Raw genomic sequence first — 20,366 nt, 5'->3', positions numbered from 1 at the left:
GCATGTTTTGTAACGGCGCGATCTATCGCGCCATTACACATTAATCGCCACATCACTGATAATATTCTGCTATGTTAATCAGAAATATATATCAGGGAGACGATAATGATTTCTACCGTGGTCGAGAATATTGCTACCTTGTTAAATGCCATCAAGAATGATCCTGTTAATACCGTTTTAGTTTTAGTTTTCTTCCTCATCCTTGGTGTGCTGAAAAGTGTTTTTTCACAGATTAAGCTTGAGCATATTCTCAAAAATACCTTGAATAACAGAATAAAGTTCATTGTCAGCCAGCTGGATAACGAATTCCTGAGCAATGAGGAACGCCACCGACTCTCTCGCCAATACACGCAGTTGGTCAATCAAAGAATGTATGGCATTGAGAATCGTCATATTCAGGATGAAGTGATTAAAATTATCGACCACTCCAGCGAAATAAAGAGTAATAAATACTTTTCCATGCACCGACATTATCTCAGTATGAATGATGCTGGTGAGGTTTTTATTAATCCTAAAAAAATCACGGAACGATATTTAGAGGCGGCGACTTTCGTAGGTTTGGGTGTGATTATTATATTCTTTGCTATTTTTGTTGGCACCCACGCCACGGCACCCGGATTACTTTTCCTGGTGGTAGGTGTGCTGTTTTACGTACTGGGCCTGGGGCATTTCCCGGTCGGGAAATGGGGGCGCAGGAAAGCTGAGAAAGAAATTGACGATTTTTACCAGCAACAAAAAGCCCGCATCACGCGGGCTTCCGTAAGTGATACCAATCAGCCCTGATGATCGTCCGGGAACTCACGCAGGAAACGCTCGACGTCATCCACCATGGCGTCGTTGCCGCAGAAGAACGGGCAGCGCTGGTGCAGGGTTTCTGGCTGGATATCCAGGATACGGTTTTTACCGTCGCTGGCTTTACCGCCCGCCTGCTCTGCCAGGAAGGCCATCGGGTTGCATTCATACAGCAGACGCAGCTTACCTTTCGGATGGCTGGCGGTGCTTGGGTAGAGATAAATGCCGCCTTTCAGTAGGTTACGGTGGAAGTCTGCCACCAGGGAACCGATGTAGCGTGAGGTGTAAGGACGGTGAGTGGCGATATCCTCTTCCTGACAGAACTTCAGGTATTTTTTCACACCCTGCGGGAAGCGAATGTAGTTACCTTCGTTGATGGAGTAGGTGTAGCCCTTCTCTGGGAAGGTCATACGTTCGTGGCTCAGGCAGAACACCCCCAGTGAAGGATCGTAGGTAAAGGCGTGCACGCCTACACCGGTGGTGTACACCATCATGGTGGAGGAACCATACACCACGTAACCTGCGGCAACCTGCTTGCTACCTGGCTGCATAAAATCAGCTTCGGTCACCGGGGTACCCGGCGCAGATATACGATGGTAGATCGAGAAAATCGTGCCAACGGAAACGTTAACGTCGATGTTGGAAGAACCGTCCAGCGGGTCCATTAACACCACGTATTTGCCGTGCTCCACTCCTTCGAAGATGACGAACTCATCTTCCTCTTCGGAAGCGATACCCGCCACAATGCCACGCGCTTTCAGTGCTGCTTTCAGCTTTTCGTTGGCGAACAGGTCCAGCTTCATCTGCTGCTCACCCTGTACGTTTTCCACGCCACTGGCACCGAGAATATCCACCAGACCCGCTTTGTTGATATCGCGGTGGATAATTTTCGCACCCAGCTTGATGGCTGAAATCAGCGCCGTCAGTTCACCTGTGGCGTGAGGAAAGTCGTGTTGCTTCTCGACGATAAATTCGCCTAACGTTTTCATAACACATTCCCTGAATCTACGATGGAGTGGCAGCAGCTCTAACAAACTGCCAACGTATGGGTACGCAGTTTAGCCGATTGAACTTTAAAAACCATAGTCCTAATCCGTTTCTTCCACCTGCACTCGGCGTTACACTGTGCGCCGAACTTTTGAGTAATGGATCTCTTTATGCGCATTCACATCCTTGGGATTTGTGGCACTTTTATGGGCGGTCTGGCGATGCTGGCGCGCTCACTTGGCCACGAAGTGACCGGCTCTGACGCCAATGTCTATCCGCCAATGAGTACCTTGCTGGAGCAGCAAGGCATTGAATTAACGGAAGGTTATGATGCCAGCCAACTGGACCCAGCACCGGATCTGGTGATCATCGGCAACGCGATGACGCGCGGTAATCCCTGTGTGGAAGCAGTGCTGGAACGCAACATTCCTTACCTCTCCGGCCCGCAATGGCTGCACGATTTCGTGCTGCGCGATCGCTGGGTGCTGGCCGTGGCCGGAACCCACGGTAAAACCACCACAGCCGGCATGGCAGCGTGGATTCTTGAGGCTTGTGGCCTTGAACCGGGCTTTATTATTGGTGGTGTACCAGGAAATTTCGATGTTTCGGCAAAATTAGGAAAAAGCCCGTTCTTCGTTATTGAGGCGGATGAGTACGACAGCGCCTTTTTCGATAAGCGTTCCAAGTTTGTGCATTACTGCCCGCGCACACTGATCCTCAACAATCTGGAATTCGATCATGCGGATATCTTTGACGATCTGCGTGCCATCCAGAAACAGTTCCATCATCTGATCCGCATCGTACCGGGCCAGGGCAAGATCCTGCTGCCGGAACACGATCATAACCTGAAGCAGGTGATGGCCATGGGTTGCTGGAGTGAGCAGGAAACGGTGGGTGACAACGGCCACTGGCAGGCGAAAAAACTGACGCCGGATGCCTCTCGCTGGGAAGCCTGGCTTGATGGCGAGAAAGTGGCGGAAGTGAACTGGGGTCTGGTGGGCGAGCACAACATGCATAACGGCCTGATGGCGATGGCCGCAGCACGTCATGTGGGGGTCAAGCCGGACGATGCCGGTGAAGCGCTGGGACGCTTTATCAATGCACGCCGCCGCCTGGAGCTGCGTGGCGACGTCAACGGCATCAAGGTTTATGACGATTTTGCCCATCATCCAACGGCGATCCTCGCCACCCTGGCCGCGCTGCGCAGCAAAGTGGGCGGCACGGCACGTATTCTGGCGGTGCTGGAACCGCGTTCGAACACCATGAAAATGGGCGTCAGCAAGAATGAGCTGGCACCGTCACTGGGACGTGCCGATGAAGTGTTCCTGTTCCAGCCGCACCATATTCCGTGGCAGGTTGCCGATGTGGCGGATGCCTGCATCCAGCCTGCTCACTGGAGTGCCGATATCGATACGCTGGTAGAAATGGTGGCGAAAGTCGCGCAGCCAGGGGATTCGATTCTGGTGATGAGCAACGGCGGCTTTGGCGGGATTCATCAGAAACTGCTGGAGCGCCTGGGGCGTTAATGTGTAGCGGCGCGATTAATCGCGCGTCTTTTAATGTGCCATGGCACAGACACGCGCGATAAATCGCGCCGCTACAATGCGTTAAGCCTCTGCCAGTTCGCGCAGATACTGGAAAATCTGGCGTGCTGCCTTGGGTGGCTTGTTCGCCGCTTTTTCTTTCTGCGCATTGCGGATCATGCTGCGCAGCTGCTGACGATCGGCCTGCGGATAGAGGTTCACCACCTCGGCCATCACATCATCACCTTGCTCAATCAAACGATCGCGCAAATTCTCCAGTTTATGGAACAACGCGACCTGCTGGTTGTGGCGGTTTTTCAGTTTATCCAGCGCCAGACGAATCGGCTCTTCATCACGGGCGCGCAGCATCTTACCGATCAGCTGCAACTGGCGGCGACGGCCTTCTTTCTTGATACGCTGCGCCAGTTCAATGGCGGCACGTAAATCTTCGTCGAGTGGAATTTTGTCGAGGGAATTTTTCCCCAGTTCAACTAACTCGGCACCCAGGCGTTTCAGCTCCTCGGCATCGCGTTTTATTTCGCTTTTGCTGACCCAGATAATCTCTTCGTCTTCTTCTTCCTGATTATCCGGCACATCATCGAGCCAGTCTTCGGGTTGCTTGGTCATCTCTTGGCTCCCTAAAAAAAAGAGGCTAATCCTACCAGTTTATCGGGGGACTGCGAAATTGTTCTCTGAGTCTGATAGACTCAAAATATTCATACATAAGATTAGACGGCAGGTCGATGAACGTATCTACTCAGGTTGCAGAACAACGTAAAGTGTTGGAACAGGCTGTCGCACAGGCGCTGGAACTGGCGAAAGCCAGCACCGATGGCGCAGAAGTGGCGGTCACGAAAACCACCGGCATCGGCGTCAGTACCCGCTACGGCGAAGTGGAAAACGTCGAATTCAATAGCGATGGCGCGCTCGGCATCACCGTTTATCACCAGAATCGTAAAGGCAGTGCTTCCTCCACCGACCTCAGCCCGGACGCCATCAAGCGAACCGTTCAGGCGGCGATCGATATTGCCCGCTACACCTCAGCTGATCCGTATGCGGGTCCGGCGGATCGCGACCTGCTGGCGTTCGACGCCCCGGATCTCGATCTCTACCATCCGTGGGAGATCGACGCCGATCGTGCGATTGAACTGGCTGCGCAGGCAGAACAAGCCGCGTTACAGGCAGACAAACGTATTACCAACACCGAAGGCGGCAGCTTCAACAGCCATGTGGGCATCAAAGTGTTCGGCAACAGCCACGGCATGTTGCAGAGCTACTGCTCCAGCCGCCATTCACTGTCCAGCTGCGTGATTGCGGAACAAAACGGTGAGATGGAACGTGATTACGCCTACACCATTGGCCGTGATATTCACGATCTGCAAAGTGCTGAGTGGGTGGGCGCCGAATGCGCCCGTCGCGTGCTGTCACGCCTGGCTCCGCGCAAGCTTTCCACCATGAAAGCACCGGTGATTTTCGCGCCGGAAGTGGCAACGGGCTTGTTTGGTCATCTGGTGGGAGCCATCAGCGGCAGCAGCGTCTATCGCAAATCGACTTTCCTGCTCGATGCGCTGGGCACCCAGATCCTGCCGGAATGGCTGACTATCGAAGAGAAGCCGCACCTGCTGAAGGGGCTGGCCTCGACGCCATTTGATAGCGAAGGGGTACGTACCGAGGCGCGTGACATTATCAAAAATGGTGTGCTGCAAAACTGGCTGCTGACCAGCTATTCCGCGCGTAAGCTCGGCCTGCAAAGCACCGGCCATGCAGGCGGTATTCACAACTGGCGCATTGCCGGTCAGGGCCATAGCTTTGACGATTTGCTGAAGCAGATGGGCCGTGGTCTGGTGGTGACGGAGCTGATGGGCCAGGGCGTGAGTGCCATCACCGGCGACTATTCGCGTGGTGCGGCAGGTTACTGGGTTGAGAACGGTGAAATCCAGTATCCGGTCAGTGAAATCACCATTGCCGGAAATCTGAAGGACATGTGGCGCAATATGGTCACCGTCGGCAACGATATTGAAACCCGCAGCAACATCCAGTGTGGATCGGTGCTGCTTCCGGAGATGAAGATCGCCGGGCAGTAATGACATCGCTTCCTGAAGGCAGCCCGCAAGGCTGCCTTTTTTATCTCCACAATAATAAAGGAATGAACGATGCGTAAGCATGTGATTGCAATGTTGTCTCTGTCGCTGTTGTTCTCCAGTGCCAGCCTGTATGCGGCTGATCTGGAGCAGGATATGCATACTTTGAATGATGGGCTGAAAACGGTGAAAAAAACCTCCGATGCCCAGGAAATGCACACCGCGCTCGGCAAGATGCGCCAGGCGGCGGAGGATGCGAAAAAATCCACGCCGGAAAAGCTGGAAGGTCAGCCTGCTGATAGCGCTCAGATCAAGGATTTCCACGCCGGACTGGATTCGCTGATCGCCCAGATTGATGTGGTTGATCAGCTGGCTCAGGCCAACAAACTGGACGAGGCCAAAACCGAAGCGAAGAAACTGGAAGATATTCGCAACGCCAACCATAAGAAATTCCGCTGACAGCCAGGCCAGCCATCTGGCTGGCCTTATTCCCAGGCATAACCCGCCCGATTCTGCCCCATATCCCCATCATTCTGTGCGAAATGTGATGTATTTTGCATTCTTCGTGCATCCTGCGATCTGGCGCACAGTCGCCCGCATGATTTCCACTTTGAGGTGGAAAAGATGCGTCTCCACACCGTCCGGTGGACAGGATAATTTATTTTTAACGCGAATTAACGGTCATTGTCCGCTGTAAACAGGAGTGAGCCAGGTGAGTAGTGAAGCAGTTCCGCTGAAACAGAGCACGCCGGAAGCGATTCAGGCTCTGGCGGATAACGTGATGACGCAGATTGCCGCGCTGTATGCGGCACACCACATCGAACCCAATGCGGTGCAGCAGCTAATGCTGACCTCACACGTGCGGGCCATGGCCTCGCGCTCCCTCACCGGGGAAGCCTTACCGGAAGTGGAAGCGGAGCTATTTGAGGATATCTCACCCGAGACGATGGCGCTGGCACAGCAGGTGGTGGATCTGTTCGGCAACCTGCCACGCGAAGAGGCGTGGTTATTGTCGGTTCACATTGAAGTGGCAAGGTCGAATTAGTCAGAAATTTTAAGAGGAATTGAACATGGTAACAGTAGTGATTGGCGATCGTCTGGGTAAAGGACAAAAAGTGGCAGCGGGCGTCGAGAAAGCCGGTGGCCGTGCGGTGGTGGTGCCGGGTGTGGCGGCGGATATGAAGCTTGGCGACGTGATGAAAGCCGAAAACGCCGACTTTGGCATCTCCTTCTGCGGCAGCGGCGGCGCAGGTGCCATCACCGCACAGAACAAATATGGCTACAAAGCGAAACATGGCATGCGTTCGATTGATGAAGGTGTTACCGCGATCAACGAAGGCGCGACGGTGCTTGGCTTCGGCTTTATGGACAAAGAAGAGCTGGGTGAACGGCTGGTGCAGGCCTGGACGAAAAAACACGGCAGCTAAGCATGAAACAACAATACGTGACTCAGGTGACGGTACAGGGCGCTGGCGACACCAAAGCCAAAGCCTTTGCCGATGCCCTGAGCCGGGTGCAGCAGCAAGTGCTGCGCACCACGCAAAAGATTCTGCTGCGCATTGAACCTCAGGATGTTCGGGTGCTGCGCGCGCAGGAACGCGTCAAGACGGAGAAATTTTTGTTCTTTTTCCTCGCGCGTGAGCGACGGAACTACAGCGTCGAGCTGGAGATAACCGTCAGCGTCACCGTGATCGATACCGAACAGGTGGAATTCACGGCGACACCTTAACAACAGACGAAAAACAAAGGTAAGCGCATGTTTTTAATTATTTTGTTTAAGTCGTTAATCATTGGCGGGTTGGTAGGGGTTGGCGTCGGAGCAGGTGCCGCACGCATGTTTCACGCCCCTACCACGCAGGGCATGGGCGCGTTCCGTACGCTGGGCGAGCTTAACTCCTGTGAAGGCGATCCAGCATCGCACTTCTCCTTTGGTCTCGGCTTTTTCTTTAACGCCTGGGCTTCATCCGTGGCGGCGGGTTCATTCACTCAGGACGTTGACCATCGCATCCTGCCCAACTGGGGCGCGGCGGCACTGATGGTGAAAAACCGCAACGTAGCTGAAACACTACACAACCCGAAAAAAATGGCCATTGCCTGCGGCATCATCGGCATGATCGTGGTGGCTTTCCTCAACAGCACTGCTTCTGCCGTCCCGGCGGCTTTGCAGGTCACCGCCGTTAAGGTGCTGGTCCCTGCGGCTAACTTGCTGGTGAACACCGTGATGCCGGTGATTTTCTGGCTGGCAGCGATTGATGCCGGTAAGAAATCGGGCTTCTGGGCCACCATTTTTGGCGGTCTGGCGCAGTTGATCATGGGCAACGCCGTACCTGGCCTGGTGCTGGGTATCCTGATCGGTAAAGGCGTCGAGGAGAGCGGCTGGAACAAAGTCACCAAAGTGATGATGACTGCCATCGTGCTGCTGTTTGTGCTGAGTGGCTTCTTCCGCGGCTTCGACATGAAACTGCTGCAATCCTTCCAGCTTGGTATTCCTGGCTGGCTGGACATGATCCACAACGGCCTCAGCGGCAAATAAGGAGCCATCAGCATGAACGAAAACAAAGGGTTCTGGTACGCCGACTGGTCATTCCCGATCTTTGTTGGCCTGCTCTCCGCCGGGGTATTTGCCGGTACGCATATGTACTACCTGTACGGCATCGGTGCCTTTAACGAGGTGGCGTTTGTCTCGATGCTGCGTTCCGGCATGGAAACCGGCGTCTACGGTGCGGTCGCGGCCTTTGGTGCCAGCTTCCTGTTCGCCCGCATTATTGAAGGATCGCTGGTGGGGATTCTCGACATCGGCGGGGCGATTCAGACCGGTATCGGCCTTGGTGTTCCGGCCTTGTTGCTGGGCGCGGGAATTGTCTTCCCGGTGGCGAACTTTGCTGCCTCGCTGGCGACCGGCCTGGTGCTGGGCCTGGCGGTTGGCTACATCATCATCCTGGCGCGTAAGTTCACCATTAATCAGAGCGACTCCACCTACGGTGCCGACGTGATGATGGGGGCCGGTAACGCCTCTGGCCGATTCCTTGGGCCGTTGATCATCCTGTCAGCGATGGCGGCGTCGATTCCGATCGGACTCGGCTCGCTGGTGGGCGCGCTGCTGTTCTACCTGTGGAATAAGCCGATTACCGGTGGCGCGATCCTCGGTGCCATGGTGCTGGGCGCGATCTTCCCGGTTTCTCTCTGATGTTGTGCGCGGCCTGGTAACGGGTCGCGCTTAAGGAGTTGATATGTTTGATGTGATTCTGCGCCGTGCGCGTTTGTGCGACGAACAATTGGTCGATATCGCGTGGCAGGACGGCAAAATTGCCGCCGTGGGTACGGTGTCCGGCCCGGCAGCACAGGAACGCGATCTGGCCGGGCGTTACTACGTCAGCGCCGGCTGGATCGACAGCCATGTGCACTGTTACCCGAAATCACCGATTTACCATGATGACGCCGATGCCATTGGTGTGGCGCAGGGTGTCACCACGGTGGTCGATGCGGGCAGCACCGGAGCGGATGACATTGACGATTTTTATCAGCTTACGCGCCAGGTCACCACGGACGTGCGTGCGCTAATCAATATTGCCCGCACCGGCATTGTCACGCAGAACGAACTGGCCGATATGGCGCAGATTGACGGCGAAGCGGTGGTGCAGGCGGTGCAGCGTCGTCCGGATTTTATTGTCGGCCTGAAGGCGCGGATGAGCAGCAGCGTGGTGGGCGAAAACGGCATCCAGCCGTTAATCCGTGCCAAAGCCATTCAGCAGGCTGCCGGTAATCTGCCGCTGATGGTGCATATCGGTAATAACCCGCCCGTGCTGGAAGAGATCGCCGACCTGCTGACCTCCGGCGACATCATCACGCATTGCTACAACGGCAAACCTAACCGCATCCTCACGCCGCAGGGCGAACTGAAAGCGGCGGTGAAAAACGCCATCGCGCGCGGTGTGCGGCTGGATATCGGTCACGGCAGCGCCAGCTTCAGCTTTGAGGTGGCCCGCCAGGCGATTGCCCAGGGCATTCTGCCTGACACCATCAGCTCGGATATTTACTGCCGCAACCGTATCAACGGACCGGTGCATAGCCTGGCGCATGTGATGTCGAAATTTTTCAGCATCGGTATGACGCTGGCTCAGGTGATCGACTGCGTCACCTGGAAAGCCGCTGAGGGGCTGCGTCTGATGCACAAAGGGCGGCTGGCCGTGGGCTATGACGCCGACCTGACCATTTTTACCGTCAAAGAAGAAGCTCGCCCGTTCGTCGATGCTGAAGGCGAACAGGTGCTGGGTGAACAACATGTGTTGCCGCTGGCTGCCGTAGTGGCGGGCCAGTGGTATCTGACTGATGAAGGGAAAACCAATCATGTCTTCGATTTATGAAAAATATGGCCTGAAACAGGTCATTAATGCCTCCGGTCGGATGACCATTCTCGGCGTATCCACACCGGCAGCGGATGTGGTGGATACCGTGAAATACGGCCTCAACCACTACTTTGAGATGAAAGATCTGGTTGATAAAACCGGTGCGTATATCGCGCAGCTGTTGCAGGTGGAGAATGCGGTGGTGGTGTCCTGCGCCTCGGCGGGGATTGCGCAGAGCGTGGCGGCGGTGATCGTCAAAGATAACGCCTGGCTGCTGGAGAACCTGCATGCCGCACCGTTGAGCGTGCCGCACGATATCGTGGTGCCGAAGGGGCATAACGTCAATTTTGGCGCCCCTGTGGGGAGCATGGTGGCGTTAGGCGGCGGACGGCTGGTGGAAGCAGGCTACAGCAACGAATGCTCGCCAGAGCAGCTGGCAGCCGCGATTACGCCGACTACGGCCGCGCTGCTCTACATCAAATCACATCATTGCGTGCAGAAAAGCCATCTCAGTGTCGAACAAGCGGCAGTGGTGGCACGTAAACACGGTATTCCGTTGATTGTCGATGCCGCCGCAGAAGAAGATTTGCAGTGCTATTACCAGATGGGTGCTGACCTGGTGATCTACAGCGGCGCGAAAGCGATTGAAGGGCCGACCAGTGGGCTGGTGATTGGCCGCACGCAATATGTTGAGTGGGTGAAACGTCAGAGCAACGGCATTGGTCGCGCCATGAAGGTGGGCAAAGAGGGCATCCTTGGTCTGACCCAGGCGATTGAAAACTATCTGGTGCAGGAAAAAACCACCGGTGCGCAAATGGTGGAAAAAATGACGCCGTTTATCGCCAACCTCAACACCCTGAAGGGCGTGACTGCACGGGTGGTATGGGATGCCGCCGGACGTGACATTGCACGCGCCGAGATTAAATTTGACGAAGCGCAGACAGGCTGGGGCACCGGCGAGCTGGTACAGGCGCTGAAAACCGGCGTTATCGCCATCTACTTCCGCGGCTACAAAGCCAACGAAGGCATTATTGAAGCTGATGTACGCAGCGTCAGCGCCGATCAGCTGCATACCATTTTTACCGCCATCCAGGCGTTGCTCAACGGGGAGAAACAGGCATGACTCTGACACCGAATTTTTATCAGGGCCGTTTGTGCCTCAATGTACTGGCGGGTTCAAAGCAAAATGCGCGCGACATCTGGCAGGCAGCCGAAGGCCATGTGCTGGTGGGCGTATTATCAAAAAACTACGCCACCACCGAGGCGGCCATCGCCGATATGCGCGAGTACGCTGCACTGATTGATAACGCCATTTCCGTTGGGCTGGGTGCCGGGGATCCGCATCAGTCGGCGATGGTGAGCGCGATTGCCGCCGCGATTCAGCCGCAGCATGTCAATCAGGTGTTTACCGGCGTTGCCACCAGCCGTGCGCTGCTCGGGCAGAATGAAACCGTGGTCAACGGGCTGATTTCCCCCACTGGCACGCCTGGCCTGGTAAAAATCTCTACCGGACCGCGCAGTGCGCAGGGGCCAGATGCCATCGTGCCGATCGCTAGCGCCATCGCGCTGCTGCAGGATATGGGGGGCAGCTCGGTGAAGTATTTCCCGATGGGTGGACTGAAAGCGGTGGACGAATACCGTGCCGTGGCAGAAGCCTGTGCGCGTCACGACTTCTGGCTGGAACCGACCGGCGGCATCGATCTCAGCAACTTTGAGGAAATTGTTCGCATTGCGCTGGAAGCGGGTGTCAGTAAAGTGATTCCGCATGTCTATAGTTCAATTATCGATAGCGCCACTGGCGACACGCGCATTGACGATGTCCGTCAGCTGCTGGCAACGTGCAAGAAGTTGTTGTAACACATAAGTCACAGGTGAAGCCCCTTGAGATTCCCTAACCAGCGTCTGGCCCAACTTTTCGCTGCTCTGCAAAATGAAACGCTGCCGCAGGATGAGCTGGCGCGGCGTTTCTCCGTCTCTACGCGCACGGTGCGTACCGACATTACGGCGTTGAATGCACTGCTGGCGCAGCATGGCGCGCAGTTTGTGCTGGCGCGTGGCGCGGGATATCAGCTGAAAGTGGAAGATGCACGGCGTTTTGGTCAGTTGCAGGCACAAACCGCCGCACCGCTGCGGGTGCCGCGCACTTCGCCGGATCGCGTGCGCTATCTGCTCAGCCGCTTCCTGACGGCGGCTTATTCGCTCAAACTGGAAGATCTGTCGGAAGAGTGGTTTGTCAGCCGGGCCACGCTGCAAAGCGATATGGCTGAGGTGCGTGAATGGCTGGGGCGCTATCACCTGAATATCGAAACCAAGCCACGCTACGGCATGAAGCTGTTTGGCAGCGAAGCGGCGATTCGCACCTGCCTGACCGACCTGCTGTGGCAGATCGATCAGGAAACGCCGGATAGCCCGCTGCTGACGGTGGAAGCCCTGCACAGCGGAATGCTGGAGCAGCTGCAACCGCTGTTGCAGCAATGCTTTACCCATCACGCCATTCGTCTGAGCGATGAAGGCGAGCGCTATCTGCAAATCTATTGTGCGGTGGCGGTGCGGCGTATCAGCGAGGGCTTTCCGCTGAACGATCCCGGAGCCGAGGATGTGGGGGAAGAGGTGCGTGAAGCGGCACACCAGCTGGTTAACCTGATGCTGCCGCTGGTCGGCAAACCCATTTCACAGGCGGAAGAGAACTGGCTGCGCGTCAATATCGCCGCACGCCAGATTCAGGCGCTGGCACCCAGTACCATCAACGCCGACGATGCCGATGCGCTGGTGGATTATCTGCTGAGTTACATCAACACCCACTACAACTACCGGCTGCAACAGGATGAGCAGCTGCGCGCCGATTTGCTCACCCATATTAAAACCATGATCACCCGGGTGCGTTACCAGATCCATATCCCCAATCCGTTACTGAACAACATCAAGCAGCATTACCCGATGGCCTATGACATGACGCTGGCAGCGGTCACCAGTTGGGGCAAATATACGCCGTACACCATCAGCGAAAACGAAATCGGTTTTCTGGTGCTGCACATCGGCGTGGGGCTGGAGCGCCATTATGACGTGGGCTATCAGCGCCATCCGCAGGTGCTGCTGGTATGCGATAGCGGTAATTCCACGCTAAGGATGATTGAGGCGCTGCTGCTGCGTAAGTATCCGCAATTGCAGGTGACGGCGCGCCTGTCGCAACGTGAATATGAGGCGCTCGATTTTATTGAAGAAGATTTCGTTATCTCCACCGCGCGGCTGAGCGAGAAAAATAGCCCGGTGGTGGTGATGTCACCCTTTCCCACCGAATTCCAGCTGGAGCAGCTGGGCAAGCTGGTGCTGGTGGATCGCACCCGCCCTTACATGCTGGAGAAATACTTCGACGCCCAACATTTTCTGGTGGTGGATCAGCCGATGACGCAATCGGCGTTGTTTCGCCAGCTGTGTGACCAGCTGCAACAGGAAGGCTATGTTGACGACGATTTTTATCCGTCGGTTGAGGAGCGCGAAGCGATTGTCAGCACCATGCTGGGGGAGGGGATTGCGTTGCCGCACTCGCTGGGCCTGCTGGCGAAAAAAACCGTGGTCTACACCGTGCTGGCCCCCCAGGGGATTAGCTGGGGCGATGAAACCGCCTCGGTGATTTTCCTGCTGGCGATCAGCAAAAGCGAATATGAAGAGGCGATGGCGATATACGATTTGTTCGTCACGTTTCTGCGCGAACGGGCGATGGCGCGGCTGCGCGACTGTGGCGATTTCGCCAGCTTTAAGGCGGTGGCTATGGATTGTCTGAGCCGCCTGTAAAATCCCAGGTGCGGATGAATCCGCACCCTACGCCTGTAGGGTCGGCATTGATGCCGACCAGGCCAATAACCGTGGATTAACCCTTTTTCGCCAGCAGGCGCGGGATTTCGCGCAGGCACCAGGCTTTGGCTTCGCCCATACTGTCGCGTCGCCATGCCATGATGATATCCACTTCACGGGTATATTCCGCACTCACCACGCGCAAACGTCCTTCCGCAATATCCTGCTCCACCAGTGAATAGGGCATGGTCGCCACACCCAGTCCGGCCAGCAGCGCGCGGCGTTTGTCATCCATGCTGCTTACCGTCAGACGCTGTTGTTTATCCAGCAGCTGCACAGTCAGTACCGGGCGTTCACGGGCGGTGTCGGCCACGGCAATGCCGCGATATTTGACGCGCGTCACTTCAGACTGCGGCTCGGCTTCCTGATGGATCGGATGATCGGGGCTTGCCACATACACGCTCATCATGCTGTACAACTTGCGGGTGTTGATTTCGGTTGAGGCGCGGAAATGCATATCCGGCGCAATCACGATATCGGCGCGACCCTGTTCCAGCCGCTCCCAGGCACCGGCCAGCACTTCGGTGACCAGTGAAATCTGGGTATTGGCTTTGTCCGCCAGCCGGGTCACCAGCGGGAACAGGTGTTCAGTCGGTACCAGTGCCTCGGTGACGATGGTGAGGTGGGTTTCCCAGCCGCGCGCCAGTGCTTCGGCATCGGTGGTGAGTTTATCGGCGGCTTCGAGCAACACCCGGCCACGTTCCAGCAACATGCGGCCGACATTGGTGAATTTGGTGCGGTGGCCGGAACGGTCAAACAACACCACATCCAGCTCCTCTTCCAGTTTCTGCATGGTGTAGCTCAGTGCGGAAGGTACGCGTCCCAGCTCGTCGGCCGCTGCGGCAAAGCTGCCGCGTCGGTCAATAGCATCCATCACACGTAAAGCTTCAAGGGTTAACGCGCGCTCTTTTGCCATGCCGATTCTCTGTCAGGAAATTTGAACATGCCAGGCAGATTAACTGGCTAACAATCCGGCGTCCAGCCTTTTACCATAATCATATAAACCTGCGGTCGTATCATCCCGCAGAGCGTCGGAGGTAAATCATGATGACAACCCGCTGCGCGTCAGCATGTGGCCAGGCCGATTTCGGTTGGTTGCAGGCGCGATACAGCTTCTCATTTGGCCACTATTTTGACCCGAAACTGATGGGCTATGCTTCGTTGCGGGTGCTCAATCAGGAAGTGCTGGCACCCGGTGCGGCCTTCCAGCCACGGACTTATCCGCTGGTTGATGTACTCAACCTGGTGCTACAGGGTGAGGCCGAGTACCGCGACAGTGACGGTAACCATATCATCGCCCGTGCCGGTGAAGCGCTGCTGCTGTCGGCGCGCCAGGGCGTGAGCTATAGCGAAATCAACCTCAGCAAAGATCAGCCACTGACCAGGATGCAGCTGTGGCTGTCAGCCTGTCCGGAGCGGGAGAATCCGCTGTTGCAGAAAATGGCGTTGCCAGAGCAAACCGCTTTCCTGCTGGCCTCGCCAGACGGCGCAGAAGGCAGCCTGCAACTGCGTCAGCAGGTGTGGGTACATCAGGTTACGCTGGCACCCGGCGAGCAGCACAGCGTGAAGCTGCACGGACCGCGCGCTTATCTGCAATCGATCCACGGTTCGCTTGATGTGCTGGCCAGCAACGACCATCAGGAAAAACTCAGCTGCGGTGACGGGGCGTTTCTGGCGGAAGAGCAACAGATTACGCTGCAGGCAAAAACGCCGTTGCGTGCGCTGGTGATTGATATTCCGGTGTGAAAAAAGGGCGGCTGATGCCGCCCTTGAAAAGTTATTTCAGAATGGTAAACGCGGTGGTGACGTGCTTCACGCCGCTCACCCGGCTGGCAAGATCTGCCGCCGCTGTGGCTTCCTGCTGTGTCACCAATCCTAACAAAAACACTTCGCCGTTTTCGGTAGTCACTTTCACGTTCGAGGATTTCACCTGATCGCTGCCCAGCAGCTGAGAGCGGATTTTGGTGGTGATCCAGGTATCGCTTGAGGACGTCCCCAGGCTGACTTTCTGGCCAGTACGGATTTCGTTATAAACCTCGGTGGCACCATCAACGCCCATGGCGATCTGTTTAGCGCGATTCGACAGGTCTGCCGACGGTGACTGGCCGGTCAGCAGCACTTTGCCCTGATAGGCCGTCACCACCACGCGCGCCTGGCTTTTGATTTGTGCATCTTTCGCCAGCGCGTTGGTCACACGCAGTTCCAGCGTACCGTCATCAACCTGGGTGCCCACGGTACGTGGGTCAGTGGCGGTTTTGGTCGCCACGGCGGCACCGCCAGCGACGACGGCAACGCAGCCCTGCAACATCATGGCGGTTAAAAGAATGGCGACAGCGTTCAATGCTTTCATCTTAGCTCCTTCAGTCATTCCTGGTGGGGGAACAAGGTGTTATCGATCAAATCGCACAGGCAATTCAGAGTCAGCATATGCATCTCCTGAATGCGCGCACTGCGATGAGACGGAATGCGAATTTCCACATCGTGCGGGCCGAGTAACCCGGCCAGCTCACCGCCGTCGTAGCCGGTCAGCGCCACGATGGTCATATCGCGTGTAACCGCAGCTTCCACCGCTTTAATAATGTCGCGGGTGTTGCCACGGGTGGAAATGGCCAGCAGTACATCACCGGCCTGACCAAGCGCTCGCACCTGCTTGGCATAAATTTCATCGTGCAACCGATCGTTGCCAATCGCCGTCAACATCACGTTGTCGGCGCTCAGCGCCAGCGCGGGCAGGCTGGGGCGCTCGGTCTCAAATCGATTAATCATGCTGGCAGCAAAATGCTGGGCATTGGCCGCTGACGCACCATTGCCACAGCTCAGGATTTTGTTACCACTCAGCAGCGACTGCACCAGCGCCATGGCCGCACGGGAAATAGCGTCCGGCAGCGCCTCAGCGGCAGCGATTTGAGTCTGAATACTTTCGGTAAAACACGCTTTAATTCTGTCCTGCACAAGACCACCTGGTTCTACACATCCGCATGAAAGGCATCGGGTAGCCACTCCAGCTCGTGGCCGGTGATGGCAATGATGTCAAAACGGCAATTCACCGTAGCAAAACTGCCGTTACGTCCCAGCAACCATAGTGCGGCTGCACGGAGTAGCTTTTGTTGTTTCTGACGCGTCACGCTGGCGGCAGCACCGCCAAAACGCGCATCGCGCCGATAGCGCACTTCGACAAATACCCAGCAATCGCCATCCTGCATGATGAGATCAAGCTCACCAATGCGGTAACGGACGTTGCTGGCAACCCAGCGCAGCCCGGCGCGCTCCAGATAGCGACGCGCCTGCTGCTCCTGCTCAGCGCCAATGCGCTGGCGGTTTACTGTACCGGAACGATCTGTCCCTGACGATACTGGTTCCATGCCAACTTCCTGTTGATCACGCAATCCGGGGTGGCGCTCAGCTTACCGGTATTGCCATCAATGGCGAAGCCCGGCACCTGACGCATCTGGTTAAAGTGGTTCGCCAGCGTCCAGGCATCAATGCCCATCGCATACAGGCGTACCAGCGAGTAATCGTTGTTAAACGACTTCGCCGCCTGCTGCATCAGTGCCGGATTAGTACCGGACAGCAGCGGGATATCGCTGAATTGCAGACCATCCATCTCCAGACGGAAGTCCGGGCCAGCACCCGCCTGGAAACTACGTGAGCTGGCATACAGCGCGATATTGTTGCGGCTGCTGGTACGCATCGCAATCATCGGTTTGATCAGCTGCAGTTCATCCTGGCTGGCAACGATATAGACCGAATCAATGCTGCCACCGCTGGCATCGGCGGCCGGAGCGCTGGTCTGTGGTGCCGGAATGGTTAGCCCGGCAATCGACACGCCCTGTGACTGTGCCGGTTCCACGATAAGCGGCGTACCACTCAGGTTAATCCCGGCGCCGCTGTTGATGCCCTGTTTCAGCTCACCCACCGAACCAAAGCGCTGTTGCAGCACGGTGGAACCGCCCAGCGTCTGCCACTCCTGGGCAAAGGCTTTGCCGACGCGATCGCCGTAACTGTTACGCGGCAACAGCAGCAACGGCTGGCGTTTGCCCTGGTCCCACATATGGTGGGCGGCATCACGCGCTTCGTCTTCAGGAGAAAGCGCAAAGTAACAAATATTCGGATGGTTCTGGATCTGTTCTGGCTCGTTCAGCGCCAATACGTTAAGCGGTGAATTGCTGTTCGCCACGGTTTCTACGTCGCTTTTCAGCAGCGGACCGACCACGATGGTCGCGCCATCCTGCTGTGCCTGCTGCATCACCTGCTGAATGGGCTGGCTGCTGGTGTCGTACACCTTAACCTGGGCGTTACTGTCGCCAGCGCTGGCTGCCGGGGCAGGTGTTGCAGGGGCTGGGGCAGCGGCAGCGGTTTGCGGCTGCGCGTTTTGATCCGGCGTGACGGCAGCAGCAGCGGGGCTGACCACGGCATTATTGTCGGCGGTGGCCGCAGGCGTCGCTGCGGACGGTTGCTGGGCGCTGGCATCGCCAGTGGCCGGTGTTGCTGCGGTTTGCGGCTGCGGTGCGGGTGTGGCGGTTAACACGCCGTTTTTCGCATCGTTAAAACCTTTCTGGATGGCATTGGCAAAGATCTGCGCCTGACCATTCAGCGGCAGCAGCAGCGCAATGGTGCTGGTCGAGGCTTTGCTGAAGTTCTGTACCTGGCTCAACGCGGTTGGCAGCGTTTTGGCTGCCGGGTTAACCGGGTAACGCGTTTGCCAGTCTTTGATGGCAGCTTTTAGCATCTCCGGATCCTGGCTGTTGGTATGCCAGGTATTCAGCAGGTCCAGCCAGCCTTGCAGGGTATTCTCATCGGCGTTGATCACCAGGTTGCTGAGCTGATCTTTGGTCATTTGCGTCAGCGCCTGCCAGGTGGCGTCGATATTGCTCTGGTGGTCGGCACCTTGCAGCAGCGGTTCCTGAGCAATATAGGCGCGTAGCAGTGCCAGCGACGGACGATTCTGAGCGGCAGCGATTTGCAGACCGTAGAAGCGCGCCAGCTGATCCTGTGACATACCTGCGGTTTTCAACTGGCCCAGTAGCTGCTGTGCGCCATTAAAATCCTGCTGACCAATCAGCATCTGTGCGCGCAGTAACTGGAGTTCCTGTTGCTGCGTATCCGAGAGTTGCTGCGGCAATTGTTTGATCTGATCGCCAGCCTGTGGATACTTTCCTTCCTTCAGCAGGGCACGGATGGCAAGTAATTGCCAGTCGGTCTTGCTATCATCGCTGCTTTGCTGCACCTGCTGCAGATAATAGTCAGAGCGGCCCGTCGCTGGACCCTGAATATTGACGTTAGATGTTTGCTGCGGTCCCTGGCCGCTACAGGCGGCTAGAATCAATCCAGCAAGAAGAACAGGTACCAGGCGTCCTGCTTTATGACGTACGACTTTTGAAGGAAGCATACTGTATCCAGTGATGTTTTTTTCAAGATGCTCAATATTAAATCGGCAATTCGGATGAAACAATGAAACAACTCGATCGGGCAGACATTTCTGCCAGCACGCTCTATATCGTTCCTACCCCGATCGGTAACCTGGGTGATATTACGCAGCGAGCGTTAACGGTGCTTGCGAGCGTCGATCTGGTCGCTGCGGAAGATACACGTCATACCGGGCTGTTGCTACAACATTTCGCCATCAATGCGCGACTGTTCGCACTTCACGACCACAACGAACAGCAGAAAGCTGAGGTGCTGCTGGCCAAATTGCAGGAAGGCCAGAGCATTGCGCTGGTCTCCGATGCGGGAACGCCATTAATTAACGATCCGGGCTATCATCTGGTGCGTCGCTGCCGTGAAGCAGGGGTCCGCGTGGTGCCGTTGCCGGGTGCCTGCGCGGCGATTACAGCATTAAGCGCAGCGGGATTACCGTCCGATCGTTTCTGTTACGAAGGATTTCTGCCCGCCAAAACCAAGGCGCGCTGCGATGCTCTGCGGGCGTTGGCCCAGGAACCGCGCACGCTGATTTTCTACGAATCCACTCATCGCTTGATCGATAGCTTACAGGATATGGTGAGTGAGCTGGGGCCGGAACGCTATGTGGTGCTGGCGCGTGAAATCACCAAAACCTGGGAATCGCTGCACGGTGCGCCGGTGGCAGAGCTGCTGGCGTGGGTGCTGGAAGATGAAAACCGTCGCAAAGGTGAGATGGTGCTGGTGGTTGAGGGACATAAGGCAGATGAAGAAGCGTTACCTGCCGAAGCCCTGCGTACCCTGGCGCTGCTACAGCAGGAATTGCCATTGAAGAAAGCGGCCGCGCTGACGGCGGAAATCCACGGTGTGAAAAAGAATGCACTGTATCGCTACGCACTCGATCAGCAAGAGGCGTGACAAACGACGAAGGATCGCCTATTATCCCGCGCCGAAGCTGACCAGACAGTCGCCGCTTTGTCGTCGTCCTTCTTCGGAGGGAGACGGGCAGAGGGGAGGAAAGTCCGGGCTCCATAGGGCAGGGTGCCAGGTAACGCCTGGGGGGCGCAAGCCTACGACCAGTGCAACAGAGAGCAAACCGCCGATGGCCCAGTAATGGGATCAGGTAAGGGTGAAAGGGTGCGGTAAGAGCGCACCGCGCGGCTGGCAACAGTTCGTGGCACGGTAAACTCCACCCGGAGCAAGGCCAAATAGGGGTTCACAAGGTACGGCCCGTACTGAACCCGGGTAGGCTGCTTGAGCCAGTGAGCGATTGCTGGCCTAGATGAATGACTGTCCAAGACAGAACCCGGCTTATCGGTCAGTTTCGACTTTTCAATGTAAAAACCCCGCCTCGGCGGGGTTTTTGCTTTTGTGCGCATGAATGCGCA

General features: G+C 56.4%; 22 protein-coding genes and 1 other RNA gene. 16 read left to right on the top strand and 7 right to left on the bottom strand.

Features of this window, described 5'->3' with window-relative positions:
• Positions 1-105: 105 nt before the first annotated feature.
• Positions 106-783, top strand: a complete 678-nt coding sequence (locus CUN67_RS17690) for a phage holin family protein (protein ID WP_208716604.1) — start codon at positions 106-108, stop codon at positions 781-783.
• Here the strand turns inward: CUN67_RS17690 and fbp are convergent.
• Complete coding sequence (gene fbp / locus CUN67_RS17685; protein WP_208716602.1) at positions 774-1,781, bottom strand: class 1 fructose-bisphosphatase; 1,008 nt, start codon at positions 1,779-1,781, stop codon at positions 774-776. The two genes, CUN67_RS17690 and fbp, sit on opposite strands and share 10 nt — an antisense overlap.
• 168 nt (positions 1,782-1,949) lie before the next feature.
• Between fbp and mpl the strand changes: the two genes are divergently transcribed.
• Positions 1,950-3,305 carry a UDP-N-acetylmuramate:L-alanyl-gamma-D-glutamyl-meso-diaminopimelate ligase gene (gene mpl, locus CUN67_RS17680; protein WP_084877080.1) on the top strand — a complete coding sequence of 452 codons (1,356 nt, stop codon included), beginning with the start codon at positions 1,950-1,952 and terminating at the stop codon, positions 3,303-3,305.
• Positions 3,306-3,386: 81 nt separating this feature from the next.
• Here mpl and yjgA read toward each other — a convergent pair whose 3' ends face one another.
• Entirely contained in the window at positions 3,387-3,929 is a 543-nt protein-coding gene (yjgA, locus tag CUN67_RS17675; protein WP_208716601.1) for a ribosome biogenesis factor YjgA, read from the bottom strand.
• A gap of 116 nt (positions 3,930-4,045) precedes the next feature.
• Here yjgA and pmbA point away from each other — a divergent pair, with 116 nt between their 5' ends.
• The 11 genes from pmbA (at position 4,046) to CUN67_RS17620 (ending at position 13,521) form a co-directional block, all read left to right on the top strand.
• On the top strand, positions 4,046-5,386 hold the full coding sequence (pmbA, locus tag CUN67_RS17670) for a metalloprotease PmbA (protein ID WP_208716599.1): 1,341 nt from the start codon (positions 4,046-4,048) through the stop codon (positions 5,384-5,386).
• Positions 5,387-5,455: 69 nt separating this feature from the next.
• Positions 5,456-5,842 carry a cytochrome b562 gene (gene cybC, locus CUN67_RS17665; protein WP_208716597.1) on the top strand — a complete coding sequence of 129 codons (387 nt, stop codon included), beginning with the start codon at positions 5,456-5,458 and terminating at the stop codon, positions 5,840-5,842.
• 253 nt (positions 5,843-6,095) lie between these two features.
• Complete coding sequence (locus CUN67_RS17660; RefSeq protein ID WP_208716595.1) at positions 6,096-6,428, top strand: glycine dehydrogenase; 333 nt, start codon at positions 6,096-6,098, stop codon at positions 6,426-6,428.
• 25 nt (positions 6,429-6,453) lie between these two features.
• Complete coding sequence (locus CUN67_RS17655) at positions 6,454-6,810, top strand: SFCGS family glycine-rich protein (RefSeq protein WP_084877066.1); 357 nt, start codon at positions 6,454-6,456, stop codon at positions 6,808-6,810.
• 2 nt (positions 6,811-6,812) lie between these two features.
• Positions 6,813-7,112 (top strand): DUF4312 family protein, encoded by a 300-nt coding sequence (locus CUN67_RS17650; RefSeq protein WP_208716594.1) that lies wholly within the window; start codon positions 6,813-6,815, stop codon positions 7,110-7,112.
• Positions 7,113-7,139: 27 nt separating this feature from the next.
• The gene (locus CUN67_RS17645; RefSeq protein ID WP_208716592.1) at positions 7,140-7,916 is read left to right on the top strand and encodes a DUF4311 domain-containing protein; all 777 of its coding nucleotides are present in this window, start codon (positions 7,140-7,142) and stop codon (positions 7,914-7,916) included.
• Positions 7,917-7,928: 12 nt separating this feature from the next.
• On the top strand, positions 7,929-8,570 hold the full coding sequence (locus tag CUN67_RS17640; RefSeq protein ID WP_084877060.1) for a DUF4310 family protein: 642 nt from the start codon (positions 7,929-7,931) through the stop codon (positions 8,568-8,570).
• A gap of 43 nt (positions 8,571-8,613) precedes the next feature.
• Entirely contained in the window at positions 8,614-9,747 is a 1,134-nt protein-coding gene (locus tag CUN67_RS17635; protein ID WP_208716590.1) for an amidohydrolase/deacetylase family metallohydrolase, read from the top strand.
• Positions 9,731-10,852 carry a DgaE family pyridoxal phosphate-dependent ammonia lyase gene (locus CUN67_RS17630; protein ID WP_208716588.1) on the top strand — a complete coding sequence of 374 codons (1,122 nt, stop codon included), beginning with the start codon at positions 9,731-9,733 and terminating at the stop codon, positions 10,850-10,852. The genes CUN67_RS17635 and CUN67_RS17630 overlap by 17 nt, the downstream gene beginning before the upstream one ends.
• Positions 10,849-11,586, top strand: a complete 738-nt coding sequence (gene dagF / locus CUN67_RS17625; protein WP_208716586.1) for a 2-dehydro-3-deoxy-phosphogluconate aldolase — start codon at positions 10,849-10,851, stop codon at positions 11,584-11,586. Before CUN67_RS17630 ends, dagF begins: the two co-directional genes overlap by 4 nt.
• 24 nt (positions 11,587-11,610) lie before the next feature.
• On the top strand, positions 11,611-13,521 hold the full coding sequence (locus CUN67_RS17620) for a BglG family transcription antiterminator (protein WP_208716584.1): 1,911 nt from the start codon (positions 11,611-11,613) through the stop codon (positions 13,519-13,521).
• A 76-nt stretch (positions 13,522-13,597) separates the two neighbouring features.
• Here CUN67_RS17620 and CUN67_RS17615 read toward each other — a convergent pair whose 3' ends face one another.
• Positions 13,598-14,497 carry a LysR family transcriptional regulator gene (locus tag CUN67_RS17615; protein WP_208716582.1) on the bottom strand — a complete coding sequence of 300 codons (900 nt, stop codon included), beginning with the start codon at positions 14,495-14,497 and terminating at the stop codon, positions 13,598-13,600.
• A gap of 128 nt (positions 14,498-14,625) precedes the next feature.
• On the opposite strand from CUN67_RS17615, the gene CUN67_RS17610 reads away from it, so the two are divergent.
• Positions 14,626-15,327, top strand: coding sequence for a pirin family protein (locus tag CUN67_RS17610; RefSeq protein ID WP_208716580.1), 702 nt, complete (start codon positions 14,626-14,628; stop codon positions 15,325-15,327).
• Between the two features lie 31 nt (positions 15,328-15,358).
• Here the strand turns inward: CUN67_RS17610 and dolP are convergent, their stop codons facing one another.
• Genes dolP through CUN67_RS17590 form a run of 4 tightly spaced genes read right to left on the bottom strand, consistent with a single transcriptional unit; the run spans position 15,359 to position 18,970 of the window.
• Positions 15,359-15,931: a division/outer membrane stress-associated lipid-binding lipoprotein gene (dolP, locus tag CUN67_RS17605; RefSeq protein ID WP_208716578.1), complete on the bottom strand. Its 573-nt coding sequence runs from the start codon at positions 15,929-15,931 to the stop codon at positions 15,359-15,361.
• A 14-nt stretch (positions 15,932-15,945) separates the two neighbouring features.
• Positions 15,946-16,533 (bottom strand): DnaA initiator-associating protein DiaA, encoded by a 588-nt coding sequence (gene diaA / locus CUN67_RS17600; RefSeq protein WP_084877038.1) that lies wholly within the window; start codon positions 16,531-16,533, stop codon positions 15,946-15,948.
• Positions 16,534-16,547: 14 nt separating this feature from the next.
• Entirely contained in the window at positions 16,548-16,943 is a 396-nt protein-coding gene (locus tag CUN67_RS17595; RefSeq protein ID WP_208716576.1) for a YraN family protein, read from the bottom strand.
• Positions 16,901-18,970, bottom strand: a complete 2,070-nt coding sequence (locus CUN67_RS17590) for a penicillin-binding protein activator (RefSeq protein ID WP_208716574.1) — start codon at positions 18,968-18,970, stop codon at positions 16,901-16,903. Before CUN67_RS17590 ends, CUN67_RS17595 begins: the two co-directional genes overlap by 43 nt.
• A 62-nt stretch (positions 18,971-19,032) precedes the next feature.
• On the opposite strand from CUN67_RS17590, the gene rsmI reads away from it, so the two are divergent.
• Positions 19,033-19,896: a 16S rRNA (cytidine(1402)-2'-O)-methyltransferase gene (rsmI, locus tag CUN67_RS17585; protein WP_084877029.1), complete on the top strand. Its 864-nt coding sequence runs from the start codon at positions 19,033-19,035 to the stop codon at positions 19,894-19,896.
• A gap of 33 nt (positions 19,897-19,929) precedes the next feature.
• An RNA gene (rnpB, locus tag CUN67_RS17580) (RNase P RNA component class A) lies at positions 19,930-20,308 on the top strand.
• The last annotated feature ends 58 nt before the right edge of the window (positions 20,309-20,366 follow it).

This window comes from Pantoea cypripedii, from assembly GCF_011395035.1.
Lineage (GTDB): Bacteria > Pseudomonadota > Gammaproteobacteria > Enterobacterales > Enterobacteriaceae > Pantoea > Pantoea cypripedii_A.
The sequence above is the reverse complement of the archived record's forward strand: the minus strand, read 5'-3'. Positions and strand labels throughout refer to the sequence as shown.